The 17,846-nt window shown below is 75.2% G+C and carries 14 protein-coding genes; 5 read left to right on the top strand and 9 right to left on the bottom strand.

Going from position 1 to position 17,846, the window contains the following annotated elements; all coding sequences use genetic code 11:
- Positions 1 to 215: 215 nt before the first annotated feature.
- On the bottom strand, positions 216 to 1,580 hold the full coding sequence (locus ACF1BH_RS27950; protein WP_391646863.1) for an aspartate aminotransferase family protein: 1,365 nt from the start codon (positions 1,578 to 1,580) through the stop codon (positions 216 to 218).
- A 261-nt stretch (positions 1,581 to 1,841) separates the two neighbouring features.
- Between ACF1BH_RS27950 and ACF1BH_RS27945 the strand changes: the two genes are divergently transcribed.
- Both ACF1BH_RS27945 and ACF1BH_RS27940 read left to right on the top strand, forming a co-directional pair.
- Positions 1,842 to 2,624, top strand: coding sequence for a response regulator transcription factor (locus tag ACF1BH_RS27945; RefSeq protein WP_391646861.1), 783 nt, complete (start codon positions 1,842 to 1,844; stop codon positions 2,622 to 2,624).
- Between the two features lie 2 nt (positions 2,625 to 2,626).
- Positions 2,627 to 4,069 (top strand): sensor histidine kinase, encoded by a 1,443-nt coding sequence (locus tag ACF1BH_RS27940; protein WP_391646859.1) that lies wholly within the window; start codon positions 2,627 to 2,629, stop codon positions 4,067 to 4,069.
- Between the two features lie 33 nt (positions 4,070 to 4,102).
- On the opposite strand, the gene ACF1BH_RS27935 is transcribed toward ACF1BH_RS27940, so the two are convergent.
- Positions 4,103 to 4,894, bottom strand: coding sequence for a polyphosphate polymerase domain-containing protein (locus ACF1BH_RS27935; protein ID WP_391646857.1), 792 nt, complete (start codon positions 4,892 to 4,894; stop codon positions 4,103 to 4,105).
- 607 nt (positions 4,895 to 5,501) lie between these two features.
- Here ACF1BH_RS27935 and ACF1BH_RS27930 point away from each other — a divergent pair.
- Together ACF1BH_RS27930 and ACF1BH_RS27925 are read left to right on the top strand one after the other, a co-directional pair.
- On the top strand, positions 5,502 to 7,010 hold the full coding sequence (locus ACF1BH_RS27930) for a serine/threonine-protein kinase (protein ID WP_391646854.1): 1,509 nt from the start codon (positions 5,502 to 5,504) through the stop codon (positions 7,008 to 7,010).
- Between the two features lie 259 nt (positions 7,011 to 7,269).
- Positions 7,270 to 9,192: a protein kinase gene (locus ACF1BH_RS27925; RefSeq protein WP_391646851.1), complete on the top strand. Its 1,923-nt coding sequence runs from the start codon at positions 7,270 to 7,272 to the stop codon at positions 9,190 to 9,192.
- 229 nt (positions 9,193 to 9,421) lie between these two features.
- Here the strand turns inward: ACF1BH_RS27925 and ACF1BH_RS27920 are convergent, their stop codons facing one another.
- Complete coding sequence (locus ACF1BH_RS27920; protein WP_030284350.1) at positions 9,422 to 10,708, bottom strand: adenylosuccinate synthase; 1,287 nt, start codon at positions 10,706 to 10,708, stop codon at positions 9,422 to 9,424.
- A gap of 236 nt (positions 10,709 to 10,944) precedes the next feature.
- Between ACF1BH_RS27920 and ACF1BH_RS27915 the strand changes: the two genes are divergently transcribed.
- Positions 10,945 to 11,847 (top strand): hypothetical protein, encoded by a 903-nt coding sequence (locus ACF1BH_RS27915; RefSeq protein ID WP_391646849.1) that lies wholly within the window; start codon positions 10,945 to 10,947, stop codon positions 11,845 to 11,847.
- Positions 11,848 to 12,018: 171 nt separating this feature from the next.
- Here ACF1BH_RS27915 and ACF1BH_RS27910 read toward each other — a convergent pair whose 3' ends face one another.
- From ACF1BH_RS27910 to ACF1BH_RS27885, 6 genes are all read right to left on the bottom strand, one after another.
- Positions 12,019 to 12,675 carry a response regulator gene (locus ACF1BH_RS27910; protein ID WP_391646847.1) on the bottom strand — a complete coding sequence of 219 codons (657 nt, stop codon included), beginning with the start codon at positions 12,673 to 12,675 and terminating at the stop codon, positions 12,019 to 12,021.
- Positions 12,672 to 14,036: a sensor histidine kinase gene (locus ACF1BH_RS27905; RefSeq protein ID WP_391646845.1), complete on the bottom strand. Its 1,365-nt coding sequence runs from the start codon at positions 14,034 to 14,036 to the stop codon at positions 12,672 to 12,674. The genes ACF1BH_RS27910 and ACF1BH_RS27905 overlap by 4 nt, the downstream gene beginning before the upstream one ends.
- Positions 14,037 to 14,132: 96 nt before the next feature.
- A complete protein-coding gene (locus ACF1BH_RS27900; RefSeq protein ID WP_391646843.1) occupies positions 14,133 to 14,912 on the bottom strand; it encodes an alpha/beta hydrolase in 780 nt (259 codons plus the stop codon).
- Positions 14,909 to 16,243, bottom strand: a complete 1,335-nt coding sequence (kynU, locus tag ACF1BH_RS27895) for a kynureninase (RefSeq protein ID WP_391646841.1) — start codon at positions 16,241 to 16,243, stop codon at positions 14,909 to 14,911. The genes ACF1BH_RS27900 and kynU overlap by 4 nt, the downstream gene beginning before the upstream one ends.
- Positions 16,236 to 17,105, bottom strand: coding sequence for a tryptophan 2,3-dioxygenase family protein (locus ACF1BH_RS27890; RefSeq protein ID WP_391646839.1), 870 nt, complete (start codon positions 17,103 to 17,105; stop codon positions 16,236 to 16,238). The genes kynU and ACF1BH_RS27890 overlap by 8 nt, the downstream gene beginning before the upstream one ends.
- 220 nt (positions 17,106 to 17,325) lie before the next feature.
- A complete protein-coding gene (locus ACF1BH_RS27885; RefSeq protein ID WP_030284364.1) occupies positions 17,326 to 17,739 on the bottom strand; it encodes a DUF3151 domain-containing protein in 414 nt (137 codons plus the stop codon).
- Positions 17,740 to 17,846: the final 107 nt, after the last annotated feature.

Genomic DNA, 17,846 nt, shown 5'->3' with positions numbered 1-17,846 from the left:
GTCCGTCCGTCCCCTTCGACGACCTGGTGCCGCACGGCGGGCGGGCGGCCCGTCCACGATAGGCGAGGCCCACCCTGACCTGCCCGGGGGCCGGTGCGGGGGCGGTTCGGGGGCCGGTCCGGGTGTGCCGCGCACGGGGCGCGTACGGTCCGGACGCGCGCCTCCCGGCGCAGGTGTGCGCCGGGAGGCGGCTGCCTGGAGGGGCCGACGTGCCGTCAGACCGTGTGGGCGTCCGCGGTCTCCAGGGCGGTGTCGAGGATCGCCAGGCCCTTCTCGGCCTCGGCGGCGGTGATGGTGCAGGCCGGAACGACGTGGGTGCGGTTCATGTTGACGAAGGGCCACAGACCGCCGCGCTTGCAGGCGGCGGCGAACTCCGCCATCGGGGCGTTGTCGGCGCCCGAGGCGTTGTAGGGCACCAGCGGCTCGCGGGTCTCCTTGTCACGGACCAGGTCGAGGGCCCAGAAGGCGCCCAGGCCGCGGACCTCGCCGACGGAGGGGTGGCGCTCGGCCATGGCGCGCAGCGCGGGGCCGATGACCGTCTCGCCGATCTCCGCGGCGTTCTCCACGATCCGCTCCTCGGCCATCGCGTTGATCGTGGCGACGGCGGAGGCGCAGGCCAGCGGGTGGCCGGAGTAGGTGAGGCCGCCCGGGTAGGGGCGGGTCTCGAAGGTCGCGGCGATCTCGGCGCTGATGGCGACGCCGCCGAGCGGGACGTAACCGGAGTTGACGCCCTTGGCGAAGGTCAGCAGGTCGGGGGTGACGCCGAAGTGGTCGGCGGCGAACCAGTGGCCGGTGCGGCCGAAGCCGGCCATGACCTCGTCGAGGACGAAGACGATGCCGTGGCGGTCGCAGATCTCGCGGACCCCGGCGAGGTAGCCGGGCGGCGGAACCATGATGCCCGCGGTGCCCGGGATGGTCTCCAGGACGATCGCGGCGATCGACTGCGGGCCCTCGAAGGCGATGGTCGCCTCCAGGTGGGCGAGGGCGCGCTCGCACTCCTGGGCCTCGTTCTCGGCGTGGAACGGCGAGCGGTAGAGGAACGGGCCCCAGAAGTGGACGACACCGGCGGACGCGGTGTCCGAGGGCCAGCGGCGCGGGTCGCCGGTGAGGTTGATCGCGGCGGCGGTGGCGCCGTGGTACGAGCGGTAGGCGGAGAGGACCTTGGCCCGGCCGGTGTGCAGCCGCGCCATGCGGACCGCGTTCTCCACGGCCTCGGCGCCGCCGTTGGTGAAGAAGATCTTGTCGAGGTCGCCGGGGGTGCGCTCGGCGATCAGCCGGGCGGCCTCGGAGCGGACGTCGACGGCGAAGCCCGGGGCGATCGTGCAGAGCTTCGCGGCCTGCTCCTGAACCGCCGCGACGACCTTCGGGTGCTGGTGGCCGATGTTGGTGTTGACCAGCTGCGAGGAGAAGTCGAGGTAGCGGTTGCCGTCGTAGTCCCAGAAGTACGAGCCTTCGGCGCCGGCGACGGGCAGCGGATCGATCAGGCCCTGTGCGGACCAGGAGTGGAAGACGTGCGCGCGGTCGGCGGCCTTCACGGCCGCGCCGGTGGCGGCGGAGGGGGCGGGGGGCGTCGTGGTCACGGTCAGTACCTCGGATCGGTCGCTCGGGTCCGCCGGGGACAGGCGCGGCGAACCTCTTCACCCTAGGGATCACGGGTCGCCCGCCGGTACCGACAGTCTGTACGGCAGCCGGGGCGGGCGCGGACAGTGTGTCGACGTGGGGGGCGGGGCGGGGAAGCCGGGGGCGCGCGGGGCCTGGCGCACGCCGGGGGAGGGCGCCCCGTGGTGGCGGGGCGGCGGTCCGCCGTTTCCGGGGCGCGCCAAGCGTGACACGGTACGTGCATGCCACATCTTCTTGTTGTCGAGGACGATCCCCAGCTGCGCGGCGCGCTGGTGCGGGCGCTGCGCGACCGGGGGCACGCCGTGGCCACCGCGGCGACCGGCATGTCCGGGCTGGACGCCGCCGTGACCGACCGCCCCGACCTCGTCGTCCTGGACCTCGGTCTGCCGGACGTCGACGGGACGCAGGTGCTGCGGATGCTCCGCGCCGTCAGTGACGTCCCGGTGATCGTGGCGACCGCCCGGGACGACGAGCCCGACATGGTCGCGGTGCTCGGGGACGGTGCCGACGACTACATCGTCAAGCCGTTCGGCGCGGCCCAGCTGGACGCCCGGATCAAGGCGGTGCTGCGCCGCCTGGGCACCGTCGAGCCGGAGCCCGCGGTACGGATCGGGGAGCTGGTCCTGGACACCGCGGCCCGCGAGGTGACGCTGGCCGGGGCGGCGCTGGACCTCACCCCGCGCGAGTTCGACCTGCTGGCGTACCTCGCGCGCCGCCCCGGCCAGGTGGTCTCCCGCCGCGAACTCCTCGCCGAGGTCTGGCAGCAGCCGCTGGGCGGCGCCGACAAGACCGTGGACGTCCATCTGTCCTGGCTGCGCCGGAAGTTGGGCGAGACGGCGCAACGGCCGCGCTATCTGCACACGGTCCGGACGGTGGGGGTGAAGCTGGCGGCGCCGGACGCGCCCGGGGAGACGGCGGGCCCGGGCTCCCCCGGTGCGGCCCCGGGCGCGCCGGACGACCCGGCGGGCCCCGGCCCGCGCCGCCCCTCCGCCGACCGGGCGTAGCCGTGCGCCGCTCCATCCTGCTGGTCACCGCGGCGACCACCGCGCTGATCCTCGCCGCGCTCCTCGTCCCGCTGTCGCTGCTGGCGCGCAGCCACGCCGCGGACCGGGCGACCGCCGACGCCACCTCGCGGGCGCACGCCCTCGCCGCCGGGCTCGGGAAGACGCTCGCCACGGGCTCCGGACCGGCCCCGTCCGACCGGTCCGCCGCGGAGGCGCTGGTCACCGCGGCCAACGGCCCGGGACTGCCCCGGACCTCGGTGATCCTCGGCAACGGGACCGTCCTGGGACCCCCGGCACCGGTCTCCGACGCGGTCCGGCTGGCGCGCTACGGGCGGGCGTTCACCTACGAACCGGCCGGCGGCGGCCGCACCGTGCTGCTGCCCGTCCAGGGTGTCGTCGGCGGCACCGCCGTCGTCCACATCGCGATCGGCGACGACCGGCTGTACGACGGGACGCTCGCCTCGTCGCTGGGGTTCGCCGGGCTCGGCGCCGGGCTGATGGTGCTGGGGCTGCTCTTCGCGGACCGGCTCGGGGCGCGGCTCGTCGGCGCCACCCGGCGGCTCGCCGCGGTCGCCGACCGGCTGGCGCGCGGCGATCTGACGGCCCGCGCCGAACCGTCCGGACCGCCCGAACTGCGGCTGGTGGCCGGTGAGCTGAACCACCTCGCCGAGCGCATCCAGACCTTCCTGACCGCCGAGCGGGAGAACGCCGCCGACCTCGCGCACCGGCTCCGTACGCCGGTCGCCGCGCTGCGGCTGGACGCCGAGGGGCTGCGGGACCCGGCGGAGGCGGAGCGGATCGGGGCGGGCGTGGCGGCGCTGGAGCGGAGCGTCGACGAGGTGATCCGCACCGCCCGCAAGCCGCTGCGGGAGGACCGTTCGGGTCCGCCGCGCGCCGATCTCGCCGCCGTGGTGCAGGGCCGCGCCGCCTTCTGGCTGCCGCTCGCCGAGGACCAGGGCCGCACCCTGGAGTGCACGCTCCCGGACGACGCGGCGGCCGGGGTGCCGGTCCGGGCCGAGGAGACGGAGTTGGCCGCCGCCGTCGACGCGTTGCTCGGCAACGTCTTCGACCACACCCCGGAGGGCACCGGCGTCCGGCTCGCGGTGGACCGCGCCCCGGACGGTGACGGCGGCCGGCTCACCGTCGAGGACGACGGCCCCGGCTTCCCCGAGGGCCATGTCCCCGAACGCGGCCGCAGCGGCGGCGGCTCCACCGGCCTCGGCCTGGACATCGTCCGCCGCGCCGCCCAGGAGGCGGGCGGCACGGTGGAGTTCACCCGAGGCCCCGGCGGCGGCGCCCGGGTGACCGCCGCGTTCGGCGGGGACGGGCCGCGTACGGGGCGGGGCACGCGGAGCCGGGCCGGTGCCCGTACGGGATCCCGTACGGGCACCGGCTCCGGCGGCGCCCCGGAGCGCGGGGCGCGCCGCCCGGGGCGGGGCGGCTGAAGCGGCGCGGCACCCGGCCCCGCGCCGCCCCGGTCAGCGGGCCGGGAACGGCGTCCGCGCCGTGCGCGGCCCGCGGTGGGCGGCCAGGTCCGGGCGGAGGGCGGCGAGTGCGCCGCAGTACTTCGTGTACGGGGCGGCGCGCAGGCCGTACCCGTGCAGCAGGCGGTCGGCCTCGGACAGCGGGGCGGTGGTCTTCGTCTCGACGAGGACCAGCCCGCCGTCGGCGCGGACGCTGCGGCCGGTCCGGGCGTCCTCGCCGACCAGCGCCACGTCGCAGGTGATGCGCTGACCGTCGGCGACAAAGGTGGCGCGCTGGTGGTCGGTGGTGAGCGAGGGGTCCAGATCGGCGGGGGCGTCGATGCCGTAGGCGCGGTCGAGGACGTCGGCGAGGAAGTCGCGCTGGCCGGTGCCGAGCGCAGCGTCGTCGGGCCGCAGCGGACGGCGGTGCTTGACGGTCCGGCCGCCGGCGCCGCTGAGCTTGACCTCGAACTGCCGCTCCCCGGTGTCCCGGTAGAGCCGCTCACGGATCTTGAAGCGGCCCCCGCGATCCTGCTGGTGGTCGTGGAAGGAGCGCAGGTCGGGGGTGTCGAAGTAGACGGAGCGGTAGCGGAACCAGCGGCGGCCGTTGATGCACAGCGCCGCGAACGGGCCGCCGGGGCGGCGCCGGTCGGTCAGTTCGGCGGCGAACTCGGCGAAGACGTCGACCGGCACCAGGTAGCGGCTGTCGTACCGGGTGAGGAGGGCGGCGCGCTCCTGGACGTCGGTGAGCGGGACGGGACGGGCGGACATGGCGGCGCGGGCGAGGGCGCGTACGGCGGGAATCACGCGGGTCTCCTTGGCGTGGGTGCGGCGGGGGCCTGCGGCGGGGCGGAACCGGGCGGCGGACGGCGGGGGTTCGGGGCGGACGGGGCGGGCGGCGCCGTTCCGGGGCGGGCGGTCACCGGGCGGGGCCTCCCGGCGGCTCGCCCGGACCGGCCCGCCCGGAGCGGGCGCCGGGTAGCAGGCCGCATACCCGCTTTCCGGCACCGGGCACCCGACCGACCGTCCGGATATCGGGACAGGAGGAGACGGCCTTGCCCGTAAGGGCCCGGACCGGGGCAGTTCCGGCCGGACCGTGGGCGGCGGCCGTGGCCGCACGGGCCGGTGCCGGTGCCGGTCGCACCGGCCGAGGTCCCCGGCGTTCTCATGCCGCCCCCTCCGTCCCTTCTCCCGCTGCCGTCCGTGCGGCGGCCCCGTTGACCGCGCTCCGATACGTCCGCACGCTAGGCAGCCGCGGGTTAAGCGCGCCCCCTTCCCGGGTTAAGCGCACCCCTCGCCCACGCGTCCTGAGCCGGAGGGGCGCGCTCCGTCGGGTGCGCGCCTCAGGCACGGCCGGACGGTCGATATCCTCGGGGCGGCTCCGGGGGTGGCTTCGGGGGAAAGGGCGGCGATCGTGGAACTGCACCCGGGACGCGCGGGACGGCCGGTACGCACCGGTGGGCCGGTGCCGCTCAGGGACCAGGACCCCCGCCGGATCGGCGACTACCGCCTGATCGGGCGCCTCGGGGAAGGCGGCATGGGCCATGTCTACCTGGCCCGCTCGGACCGCGGCCGCACGGTCGCGGTGAAGCTGGTCCGCGCCGAACTGGCCGGTCAGGAGGAGTTCCGGACCCGGTTCCGGCGCGAGGTACGGGCCGCACTGCGGGTCGGCGGCGAGTGGACCGCACCGGTCCTGGACGCCGACACCGAGGCCGAGACGCCGTGGGTGGCCACCGGGTACATCGCCGGGCCGTCCCTCCAGCAGACCGTCGGCGGCGGCAGCAAGCTGCCCGAGCGGACCGTCCGCATCCTGGCGGCGGGGCTGGCCCGCGCGCTGGAGTCCGTCCACGCCGCGGGCATCATCCACCGCGACCTCAAACCGTCCAACGTCCTGCTGACCCTCGACGGCCCCCGCGTCATCGACTTCGGCATCGCCCGGGCCCTGGAGGCGGTGACCGACCACGGCGTGACGCGCACCGGCGAGGCCGTCGGCTCACCCGGCTTCATGGCGCCCGAGCAGGTCCGCGGCGACGATCTCACCCCCGCCTGCGACGTGTTCTGCCTCGGCTCGGTACTGGCGTACGCGGCGACCGGGCGCTCCCCGTTCGGGACGCCGGAGAGCCAGGTGCACGCCGTGATGTACCGCATCGCGGAGGCGGAGCCGGATCTCGCCGCGGTGCCCGAGGGGCTGCGGCCGCTGATCTCCGCCTGTCTGGCGAAGGACCCGGCCGCGCGGCCCTCCCCGGCGCAGCTGGTCGCCTGGGCCGAGCGGGACACGGCGGCGCTCGCCGGTCCGGCGGCGGACGACGAACCGTGGCTGCCCGGCGCGCTGGTCGCGCGGCTGGGCCGCGGTGCCGTGGAGCTGCTGGAGGCCGAGCACCCCGAGGCCGGTGCCGGGCCGGCGGCGGAGGCGGGGCCCGCCCCGGCGCCGCGCCGCCGGCGCCGGGGCGCCGTCACCGCGCTGGTCCTCGCCTCCGCGCTGGCGCTGGCCGGGGCCGGGGCGGGCGGTGCGTACTTCCTGCTGCGCAGCGACCGTGCGGCGGCGGAGAACAACGACTCGGCGGGCGGCAGCAGTCCGACCGGGACGCAGACCGGCGGGATCCCGGCGGCGTTCCTCGGCACCTGGGAGGCGTCGCCCCCCGGCTCGGCGGACGTCCGCCGGTTCACCCTCACCCAGGGCGCGGCCGGGGACACCGTCATGACGATGACCGCGTCAGGCGCCGCCTACAGCTGCACCTTCTCCGCGGCGCTCCGGTCGGCGGGCCCGCCGGTGCGGCTGGGGCCCTCCCGGGTCGTCTCCGGCCCGGCCACCAGCTGCCGTCCCGGTGCGCCGAGCACGCTGGAGAAGACCGCCGAGGGGCTGCGCCGCTCCTTCGACGGCGACGGCGGGGCGCCCACGCTGACGTACCACAAGGCGCGGTGAGCTGGGCGTCCGTTGCGCCTGCGGTGGGGGGAAGCCGCCGGTCAGGGCGGGTGCGCCGACACCCGTGCCGCCACCGATCGTTCTCCCGTCGTAACGACTCGGCGGCCGGTGTGCGATCCGGGTGCACCTAGGGTGTTTCTGTCCGGTTCTCGTGGATCAGGTCGCCACGGCCCCGCGAAGACCGGAGAGAAACACCCCCCGCTCGGAAGGGGCGCCGGACGACGGCGGCAGGCACGGCGACGACACGGGAGGCGCCCGGATGGAGGGCCTGCGCGGGCTGACGGCCGGCGATCCGGCGTGGATCGGGGACTACCGGCTGCTCAGCCGGCTCGGCAGCGGCGGTATGGGCCGGGTCTACCTCGCGCGTTCGGAGGGCGGCAGAACCGTCGCGGTGAAGCTGGTCCGCACGGAGCTGGCGGCCGAGCAGGAGTTCCGGGACCGTTTCCGGGCCGAGGTGGCGGCCGCCCGGAAGGTCGGCGGCCGCTGGACGGCGCCGGTCCTGGACGCCGACACCGGGGCCGCGGTGCCGTGGGTCGCCACCGGCTACATCGCCGGGCCGACGTTGAGCGAGGTGGTCGGTGGCGGCGGCTTCGGCAGGACCGGGCTGCACGGCCCGCTCCCGGAGTACGCACTGCGCCGTCTCGCCTACGGGCTGGCCTGCGCACTGATCGACATCCACGGCGTGGGGCTGATCCATCGCGACCTCAAACCGTCCAACGTCCTGCTGACCATCGACGGCCCCCGCGTCATCGACTTCGGCATCGCCCGGGCGCTGGACGCGGTCGGCGAGCAGACCCAGCCGGGCAGCGGCACGGTCGTCGGCTCGCCGAGCTTCATGTCGCCGGAGCAGGTCCAGGGGCACCGGGTCGGCCCGGCGAGCGACCTGTTCTGCCTGGGCTCGGTGCTGGCGTACGCGGCGACCGGGCAGGCACCGTTCGGCAGCATGGACTCCGGTGTGCACGCCGTGATGTTCAAGATCGCGCAGGAGCAGCCGGATCTGACGGCGGCCCCGGAGGGCCCGGTGCGGGAGCTGATCCGCGCCTGTCTGGCCAAGGAGCCACAGGACCGGCCGACGCCTCAGGAGATCGCCGCCCGGATAGATCCGCTGCGCGACGGCGACCCGGCCGCCCCCTGGCTGCCCGCCGGACTCATCGCCCATCTGGGCCGCCATGCGGTACGCCTCCTCGACACGGACACCCCGCCCGGCGACCCGCAGCGCACGGCGCCGCTGCCGCCCCGGCACCCGGTCACCGCGGCGGACGCGGAGGCGACCGTACGGCCCGGGCGGCGGACCGGGCCGCCGTCCGTCCCCGTCGAGAGCGCGCCGACCGCCGTCCCGGGCGCCACGTCCGTGCCGCGCCCGGCCACCCCGGACTCCGGCGCCCCGCGGCGCCGCCGCCGGCGGCGGGTGCTGCTGATCGCCGCGGTCGTGTGCGCGGTGACCGCGGGGGCGTTCGCGTTCCCCGCGCTGCGCGGCGACGGCAGCGCGGACGGCGACGACTCCTCCGACATCACCGACCGCTACGTCGGCGTCTGGTCCGGGCCGGTGCTGCGCGACGGTGTGCCCACCGGGCAGCGGCGCCGGTTCGTGATCAGCCACGGCAAGATCGGCGAGGTGGTCGCCAACAGCACCAGCCTCGGCGGGACGTACGAGTGCCGCAGCGACGCCAAGCTGGTCTCCGTCCGGGACGGGGAGAACCGGCCCGCGCTGCGGCTGGACACCAAGGTCGTCCGGTCCCTGCCGCCCGGCCGGTGTGCCGCGCTCGGCGAGCACACGCTGCGGCCCGGGCCCGGCGGCACGCTCCGATGGACGGCGGCGGGGCGCGATGCGACGCTGCGCCGTATCGCACCGGCGGCGGAGCGGGTGCCGGACGGCTTCGTCGGCGCCTGGGAGCGGCCGACCGGCGGCGGTTCGACCCAGCGGCTGACGATCACCCGCTCGCCGGTGGGCAGTCAGGTCGCCACCCTCGTCGCCACCGGCCCCGAGGGCAGCTGCACCGCCCACGCCGACCTCTACGCCGGAGGAAACCAGCTGGTCATCGGCCCCACGGTGGTCGACCACCCCGGGCCGCAGTGCCGCCCGGGCCACTCCTCCGTACTGCGGCTCACCGGCACCGGCGACCTCCGCCGCGACTTCCTGGGCCGCGATCTCCGCCCCCGGAACTACTCCCGCGCGAGTTGAGGAGCGCGGTCCCGGCAAGCGCTGTTTCACGTGAAACGGCAAGCGGGGTACAGGAGTTGGCGTTCCACGTGAAACAGTGAGCGGCCACAGATGTTGCGTTTCACGTGAAACAGCCCTCCCGCCAAGGGAGTTGGTGTTTCACGTGAAACGGCCGGGCCGGTGGACGTGGTGCGTCCACCGGCCCGGCCGGTCAGCTCACCGGGGCGGCCCGCAGGCAGCCCCGCGGGGCTCAGGAGAGGAAGGAGTTGATCTCGATCGTCTCGTCACGGCCCGGGCCGACGCCGATCGCGGAGATCGGGGCGCCCGACATCTCCTCCAGTGCCTTCACATACGCCTGCGCGTTCTTCGGCAGGTCGGAGAAGGTCTTGGCCTTGGTGATGTCCTCGGACCAGCCCGGCAGCATCTCGTAGATCGGCTTCGCGTGGTGGAAGTCGCTCTGGCTGTAGGGCAGCTCCTCGACCCGCTTGCCGTCGATCTCGTACGCGACGCAGACGGGGATCTGCTCCCAGCCGGTGAGCACGTCGAGCTTGGTGAGGAAGAAGTCGGTCAGACCGTTGACGCGGGTGGCGTAGCGGGCGATGACCGCGTCGAACCAGCCGCAGCGGCGGTCACGGCCGGTGGTGACGCCCCGCTCGCCGCCGATGGTGCGCAGCGCCTCGCCGTCCTTGTCGAACAGCTCGGTCGGGAACGGACCGGCGCCGACGCGGGTGGTGTACGCCTTCAGGATGCCGATGACGCGATTGATCTTCGTCGGTCCGACGCCCGCACCCGTGCAGGCGCCGCCCGCGGTCGGGTTCGAGGAGGTGACGAAGGGGTACGTGCCGTGGTCGACGTCGAGGAGGGTGCCCTGACCGCCCTCGAAGAGGACGACCTTGCCGTCGTCGATCGCGTTGTTCAGCAGCAGCGTGGTGTCGGCGACGAAGCCACGGAGCTGGTCGGCGTAGCCGAGCATCTCCTCGACCACCTGCTCCGCGGCGATCGCGCGGTGGTTGTAGAGCTTGGCCAGCACCTGGTTCTTGACGTCGAGGGCCGCCTCGACCTTCTGGTGCAGGATCGACTCGTCGAAGAGGTCCTGGACCCGGATGCCGGTGCGGTTGATCTTGTCGGCGTAGGTCGGGCCGATGCCGCGACCGGTCGTACCGATCTTGCGCTTTCCGAGGAAGCGCTCGGTGACCTTGTCGACCGTGATGTTGTAGGGCGTGATCAGGTGCGCGTTGCCGCTGATCAGCAGCTTGGACGTGTCGACGCCGCGCTCGTTGAGTCCGCTCAGCTCGGAGAGCAGGACCGCCGGGTCGACGACGACGCCGTTGCCGATGACCGGGGTGCACCCCGGCGAGAGGATTCCGGAAGGGAGGAGGTGCAGCGCGTACTTCTGGTCGCCCACGACGACCGTGTGGCCGGCATTGTTGCCGCCCTGGTAACGCACCACGTAGTCAACGGACCCACCGAGCAGATCGGTGGCCTTTCCCTTGCCCTCATCACCCCACTGAGCACCGAGCAGCACAAGTGCGGGCACAGGCGTACACCCCTTCCGGGCGGGGCATGTCCAACGTGCGTGGATGGCGTGAGCATGCGGTCGCACGCGGATGTCATCACTGCAGCCGTCGAACCGGTGCCCCGGAATAGACGAAGCCCCTGGCGCAATAGCGCAAGGGGCTCTTGCACCGAGATGCTACCTGAGGAAGGACCGAGGTGTCGGCGCAGCCTTCTGGGCACTCTTCATCGGACTCCGTCCGGGGGACCCCTCTGCTCGTGGTCATCGACCCCGCAGCCCGCACCGCGGACGGCGAGTCCGTCCGTATCGCCAAGGACGTGCTGTGCGCGGGCGCGGGCGCGAAAATCTGCCTTCCGGACGGCCCCGAGGAGTTCGCCCGGGCGCTCTCCCGGCGGGGCCGCAGGCGGCCGGTGGTGATCGGCGACGACCGCGCGCTGCGCTTCGCCGTCGGCGTGCTGCACAAGGAACGGGAGCTGGCACAGGTCACCGTGTCGGTGGTGCCGGTCGGCGCGGCGGACGCGGTGGCGCTCAGCCGGACGCTGGGCGTACCGGCGGGCACGGTCGCCGCGGCCCGGACCGTGCTGGACGGCGATGCCCGCCCCCTCGATCTGCTCACCGACGACAGCGACGGCATCGTCCTGGGTGGGCTGCACATCCCGTACGGGGACGGCACCGCGGCTCCCGGTACGTATCCGGCGGCGCCCACCGCGCCCGCGCCGCCCACGGCGCCCGGGGACGGCGGCGGGCAGTCCTGGTGGCGTCCGGCGGCACGCACCGCACGGGCCGCGCTGTCCGCGCTCGCCGCGCAGGCGGCGGGGCGGGAGCGGCGCGTCGCACCGGGGCAGCGGCTGCGGATCGAGGCGGACGGTGTGCTGCTGGCGGATCTGGACCAGCCGGTGCAACAGGTCCGTGTGGTGCCGGGCGCCCGCTCCGGGGACGACGGGACGGCCGCCGGGGCGCCCGGCGCGGGCGACGGGCTGGCCGAGGTGGTGGTGGACCGCCCCGGCGGCGACCGGCCGCTGCGGGCCCGCGCCCGGGCGGTGACGGTCTCCGGCCCGGACTTCCGCTACCGCGCGGACGCGGTGGTCGGCGGTCCGGTCCGGACGCGCACCTGGACGGTGCAGCCGGGCGCGTGGTGGCTGACGCTGCCACGGGAGTGACAGGGGCGGCGCGCCGGGTGACGGCGGGGCCGTGCCGGGCGGGGCGCCTTGCCGTCCACAGGCTGTGGACGGTTTCACGTGAAACCCGCGCCGGGGCCCGGCCCGGCCGCGCGTGGCCGGAGCCACGCGGGTGCGGGGCGCCCGCCACCCGGGCGCCCCGGCCCCGCGTCCTCAGCCCCCCGGCGTCACCAGCCGTGCCTCGTACGCGAACACCGCCGCCTGTGTGCGATCCCGCAGGCCGAGCTTCACGAGGATGCGGCTGACGTGGGTCTTCACCGTCGACTCGGCCACCACCAGATGCTCGGCGATCTCGCCGTTCGACAGGCCCTGGGCGACGAGGACCAGCACCTCCGTCTCCCGTTCGGTCAGCTCGCCGATCCGCTCCTGGGCGGGCGCGCGGGGCGTGCCCAGCCGGGAGAACTCCGAGATCAGCCGCTTGGTGACGGTCGGGGCGAGCAGCGCCTCGCCGGAGGCGACGACCCGGACGCCGTCGGCGAGCTGCCCGGCCGAGGCGTCCTTGAGCAGGAAGCCGCTCGCCCCGGCCCGCAGCGCCTGGTAGACGTACTCGTCGAGGTCGAAGGTGGTCAGCACCAGCACCTTCGCGTCCGCGTCGGCGGCGACGATCTCGCGGGTGGCCTCCAGACCGTTCATCTCCGGCATGCGGATGTCCATCAGGACGACGTCCGGCCGCAGCTCCCCGACCTTGGCGACGGCCTGCCGCCCGTCCACCGCCTCGCCGACGACCTCGATGTCCGGCATCGCGTTGAGCAGCACCGAAAAGCCCTCACGGACCATCACCTGGTCATCGACGATCAGCACCCGGATCATGACTGCGCCTCCCCCGCGGCGGAGACCGGAAGGAACGCCGCGACCTCGAACCCGCCGTCCTCGGTGTGGTCGGCGGTCATCTCCCCGCCCAGCATCTGCACGCGCTCACGCATCCCGAGCACGCCGTGGCCCGCGCCCGGTGACGGGGTGGCGAGCCGGCTGGGCTTGCCGTTGACGATACGCAGCCCGATCCCGCCGAGCACATACGAGACCTCCACGCGCGCCTCGGCGCCCGGCGCATGGCGCAGCGTGTTGCTCAGCGCCTCCTGGACGATGCGGTACGCGGACAGCTCCACGCCCTGCGGCAGCGGGCGCGCCGCACCGGTGACGACCGCCTCGACGGTCAGCCCGGCGCCGCGCACGCTCTCCAGCAACCCGTCGAGCTGGGCGAGGCTCGGCTGCGGCGCCTCGGGGTCGTTCTCGGCGAACGCGTCCGGGTCCTCGGAGCGGACGACGCCGAGGATGCGGCGGAGTTCGGTGAGCGCGGCGACGGCGTTCTCCCGGATGGTGGCGAACGAGGTCGCCAGCTCCGGCGGGGTGTGCTCGACGCGGTACGGCGCGGCCTCGGCCTGGATGGCGATGACCGACATGTGGTGCGCGACGACGTCGTGCAGCTCCCGGGCGATGGTGGCCCGCTCCTCCAGCAGGGTGCGGCGGGAACGCTCCTCCGCGGTGACCGTCTGCGTCTCGACGACGTGCCGCCGCTCCTCCCGCCAGGCGCGGACCGCCGCGGCGGCGGTGAGGATGAAGGCCGAGGGCACCGCGAGCGCGAGCAGCTCGCGGTAGCCGAAGCCGCCCGTCGCCGTCGCCAGCAGCCCGCCGGCGACGAGCGTGACCACCCACATCTCCAGCGCCAGCCGCGGCCGGGTACGGAGCACGACCAGCGCCATCACCACGACATGGGTGGGCAGCGACACCATCGGCCACGTCGCGTCGTAGGCACCGAAGGCGGCGTCCAGCATCGCGAGGGTGAACCCCGCGAACGACACCCAGAACGCGCCGACCGGCCGGAAGAGCGTCAGCACCACCGGGGCCGCGACGACCAGGCAGAAGACGACGGAGAACGGGGAACGCAGAAGGCCGTAGCTGAAGGAACCGTCGTGGCCGACCGTGGCGGAGAGCCCCAGCAGGAAGTTGGCGACCGCGGCGAACGTCACCACGATGTGCGGCGCCCAGCGCACATAGCGCCGGACCCGCTTCGGCAGCCGCTGCCGCCAGCCCGGCACGCCCGGGTCGTCGAGCGGCAGCATCGGGCGGAAGACGAAGGCGTCCTCGACGAGGTCCTTGCGCAGCAGGTGCAGCGCGCCCCGCGCTATCCGGGCCTCGGAACGCAGGGCGTCCTGCGACTGGGTCTCTTTCACCCCACCACGGTAAGCAGCGCGCCCCGCGGAATCGTCCCCACCGAAGGGGATCTACCGAGGTCCGCCTCAAGTACTACGCAGTGCGCACAGTCGGTCTCAGGAGCCGCCGCGCAGCGCCGCCAGGAGCGTGCGGAACGCCGCGGTGGACGGGACGAACGGCGCGTAGTGCCCCACCCCGGGCAGCTCGCGCAGCACCACCTCCGCCCCGGCGGCCCGCGCCGCGGCGACGAAGCTCCGCGAGAGCCGCGGCGGCACCTCCGGGTCCGCCGTCCCGTGCACCACGGTGACCGGGACGCCCACCGGGGGACGGCGCACGGGGTCGGCCGCGGCGAGGCGGTCCGCGAAGCCGGGGCCGTCGCCGAGCAGCGCGGCGACGGCGTGGTCGCTCAGCCCGAGCCGGTGCGCCGCCGCGAGATCGGCGACCGGTGCCACCGCGATCACCCGCCCGATCCGCCCGGCCGCCGCCCGCGCCGCGGTCAGCAGCGCCAGCTGCCCGCCCGCCGAGTGCCCGACGAGCACCGGCGCGGGTGCCGGACCGTCCGCCTCCCACGCCGCGGTGGCCGCCGCGAGGGCCGCCGCCGCGTCGTCGAAGGTGCGCTCCCCGCCCCCGCCCCCGCCGACCCTGCGGTACTCGACGAGCGCGACGGGCGATCCGCGCCGGGCCAGCTCGGCGGCGGCCGGGGAGAGATGCGTCCGGTCGTACGCGGCGCGCCAGAACCCGCCGTGCACCAGGACGACGCGCGGGCCACGGGCGGTGCCCGGCACCGGGTCGTACAGGTCGACGCGCTGGTCCGGATGGGGCCCGTACGTCACGGAGCGGTGCGGCGCCACCGGGGCGAGCCCCAGCAGCGCCGCCTCCTCGTCGGCGACGCTCATGCGGCGGGGCCGCCGGACGCCGGGCCGCCGGTGCCTCCGGCCGTACCGGGGCCGGCCGCCCCGCCACCGTCGCCGCCGGTGTCCTCCCCGGCCCCCGCCTCCGCCGGCCGCTCCCGCAGCACCTCGCCCAGGATCCGGGCGGCGCGCTCCACGTCGGCGAAGGAGGTGTAGAGCGGGGTCAGCCCGAAGCGCAGCACATCCGGTTCGCGGAAGTCGCCGACCACTCCGCGCCGGATCAGCTCCGCCATCACCTCGCCCGCCCCGGCGCACTCCAGCGACACCTGGCTGCCGCGCCGCGCGTGGTCGTACGGCGTCACCGAGCGGACCTCGCCGGGCGGGACGTACGCGGCCACGCAGTCGAGGAAGAAGTCGCTCAGCGCCAGGCTCTTGGTGCGGACCGCCTCGACGGTGACGCCGTCCCAGGCGTCCAGCGCCGCGTCCAGCGCGAGCAGCGAGAGGATGTCCGGCGTGCCGACGCGGCCCCGGGTGATGCCCTCGGCCGGTTCGTACCGCGACGCCATGCCGAACGGCGCCACATGCGAGTTCCAGCCCGGCAGCGGGGAGTCGAACCGCTCCTGGAGGCTCTCGCGGATGTAGAGGTACGCGGGCGCGCCGGGCCCGCCGTTGAGGTACTTGTACGTGCAGCCCACCGCGAGGTCGACGCCGTGCGCGTCCACCCCGACCGGCAGCGCGCCCGCGCTGTGGCAGAGGTCCCAGACCGCCAGCGCGCCCGCCGAGTGGAGCGCGGTGGTGATGGCGGGCAGGTCGTGGAGGCGTCCGGTGCGGTAGTCGACGTGGTTGACCAGTGCCAGCGCGGTCCGTTCGGTGACCTCGTCGGCGATCCGCGCGGGCTCCACCGGACGCACCGCAAGGCCCGTCAGCCGCGCCGCGGAGCGGGCGATGTAGCCGTCGGTGGGGAACGTCGTGGCGTCGACCAGGATCTCCGTACAGCCGGGACCGGCCATCCGGACGCCCGCGACGACCGCCTTGAAGACGTTGACGCTGGTGGAGTCGCCCACCACGACCCGCCCGGGCGCGGCGCCGATGAGCGGGGCGATCCGGTCGCCGATCCGCTCCGGCGCCTCCCACCAGCCACCCTCGGTCCAGGACCGGATGCGCAGCTCGCCCCACTGCCGGGCGACGGCGTCGGCGACCTTGTCGGGGACGGAGCGGGGCAGCGCGCCCAGGGAGTTGCCGTCGAGGTAGACGGTGTCGTCGAGGACGAAGCGGTCGCGGATCGCGGCCAGTGGGTCGGAGGCGTCGAGGGTGACGGCCTCCGCGCGGTGGTCGCGGGGCGCCTGGGGCTCGTGGTTCTCGCGGTGATCAGACATGGCTGCGTGCCGTCCAGAGCTCGGGGAAGACGTTCTTGCGGGCCCGCTTCTCCAGCCAGGCCACGCCCGCGGAACCGCCGGTACCCATCTTGGCGCCCATCGCCCGCCGGGTCGCCACCAAATGATCGTTGCGCCATCGCCAGACCAGCTCGGCGACGTCGGTCAGCGCCTCCCCCAGAGCGACGAGGTCGGAGCCCTGGTCCCCGGCGTACACCTCGGCCCAGGCCGCCTCGACCGCCGGATCCGGTTCGTACCGCTCGGCCGGATCGCGCTCCAGGACGGCGGCGGGCACCGCGTGACCGCGGCGGGCCAGCAGCCGCAGCACCTCGTCCCACAGGCTCGGCTCGTGCAGCGCCTTCTCCAGCTCGGCGTGGGCGCGCGGCGCGCCGCGGTGCGGCACCAGCATCGACGGGGACTTCTCGCCGAGCAGGAACTCCAGCCGCCGGTACATCGCGGACTGGAATCCGGAGCCCTCGCCCAGCGCCCCGCGGTACGCGTTGAACTGCGCCGGGGTCAGCCGGGCCAGCGGCTGCCAGGCGGCGTTCAGCGCGGTCAGCTCGTGGGTGGAGCGCCGGAGCGCGTCCAGCGCCACCGGCAGGTCGTCCCGGCGCAGCGCCTCACAGGCGGTGCGCCACTCGTGCACGACGACGGTGAACCACAACTCCATCACCTGGGTGGTCACCAGGAACACCATCTCGCCGGGGTCGTCGGAGAGCGGGTGCTGCAAATGGGTGAGGACGTCGGCGCGGACGTAGTCCTCGTACGGGGTGGTGGCGTCGGCGCCGATGGAGAGGTCCGGCGCGATCGGCGCCTCGTCGGAGACGGCGGGCGAACCGTGTGCGGACGGCGAAGGGTGCGACATGAGGGACTCCTCAGGCTGCGAACTCCGGGTAGCGGTCCGCCCCTTCCTGATCGGCTCGGGAGCCCCGGTCCCCTCGGGACGGATCAGCCGCCCCACTCGCATCATCGGTGCTGGCCCCGTACGGCGCAAGAGCCGACCGGACGTCCGGCCGGGCACCGGGAGCGACGCCGCGGACACGCCCGGGGGCCGGCCGGCCGCGACGGCCGGCCCCCGGGTCGGGTCAGGAGAGGGTGTCCGCCGCGGTCGGGGACGAGTCGCGCAGGAAGGTGGTGCAGCGCTCGTACTCCGCCTCCTCGCCGATCGCGTGGGCGGCGCGGGCCAGCGCGTGCAGCGCCCGCAGGAAACCGCGGTTCGGCTCGTGCTCGAACGGCACCGGTCCGTGCCCCTTCCAGCCCGCCCGCCGCAGGGCGTCGAGCCCGCGGTGGTAGCCGGTCCGGGCGTACGCGTACGACTCGACGGTCCGGCCGCCCTGGAACGCGTCGTCGGCGAGCTGTGCCCAGGCCAGCGAGGAGGTCGGGAACTTGGCCGCGACATCGGCCGGGGCCGTACCGGCGGCGAGCAGCTCGCGCGGGCCCGGGTCGTCGGGCAGATGGGTCGGGGGCGGTCCCCCGAGAAGGTTCTCGTGAATGGCCATGCCCCCAGTCTGCCTGGTCCCGGGGACCGCCCGGCGGGGGCCCGGAGGGGACCGGTACGGGTGGCCGAAAAGGGACGGTGCGAGGGCGAGGGCAGGGCCTGTCTCCG

The organism is Streptomyces sp. NPDC014733, from assembly GCF_043083385.1.
Classification (GTDB): Bacteria; Actinomycetota; Actinomycetes; order Streptomycetales; family Streptomycetaceae; genus Streptomyces.
This window is presented reverse-complemented; position numbering and strand designations above follow the sequence as displayed.

Bases quoted from the DNA above. Each gene is read 5' to 3' on its own strand.
- ACF1BH_RS27900 (WP_391646843.1), bottom strand. From the start codon at position 14,912: ATGAGCGTCGCCGACGAGGAGGCGGCGCTGCTGGGGCTCGCCCCGGTG.
- kynU (WP_391646841.1), bottom strand. From the start codon at position 16,243: ATGTCTGATCACCGCGAGAACCACGAGCCCCAGGCGCCCCGCGACCAC.
- ACF1BH_RS27910 (WP_391646847.1), bottom strand. From the start codon at position 12,675: ATGATCCGGGTGCTGATCGTCGATGACCAGGTGATGGTCCGTGAGGGC.
- ACF1BH_RS27945 (WP_391646861.1), top strand. From the start codon at position 1,842: ATGCCACATCTTCTTGTTGTCGAGGACGATCCCCAGCTGCGCGGCGCG.
- ACF1BH_RS27925 (WP_391646851.1), top strand. From the start codon at position 7,270: ATGGAGGGCCTGCGCGGGCTGACGGCCGGCGATCCGGCGTGGATCGGG.
- ACF1BH_RS27890 (WP_391646839.1), bottom strand. From the start codon at position 17,105: ATGTCGCACCCTTCGCCGTCCGCACACGGTTCGCCCGCCGTCTCCGAC.
- ACF1BH_RS27885 (WP_030284364.1), bottom strand. From the start codon at position 17,739: ATGGCCATTCACGAGAACCTTCTCGGGGGACCGCCCCCGACCCATCTG.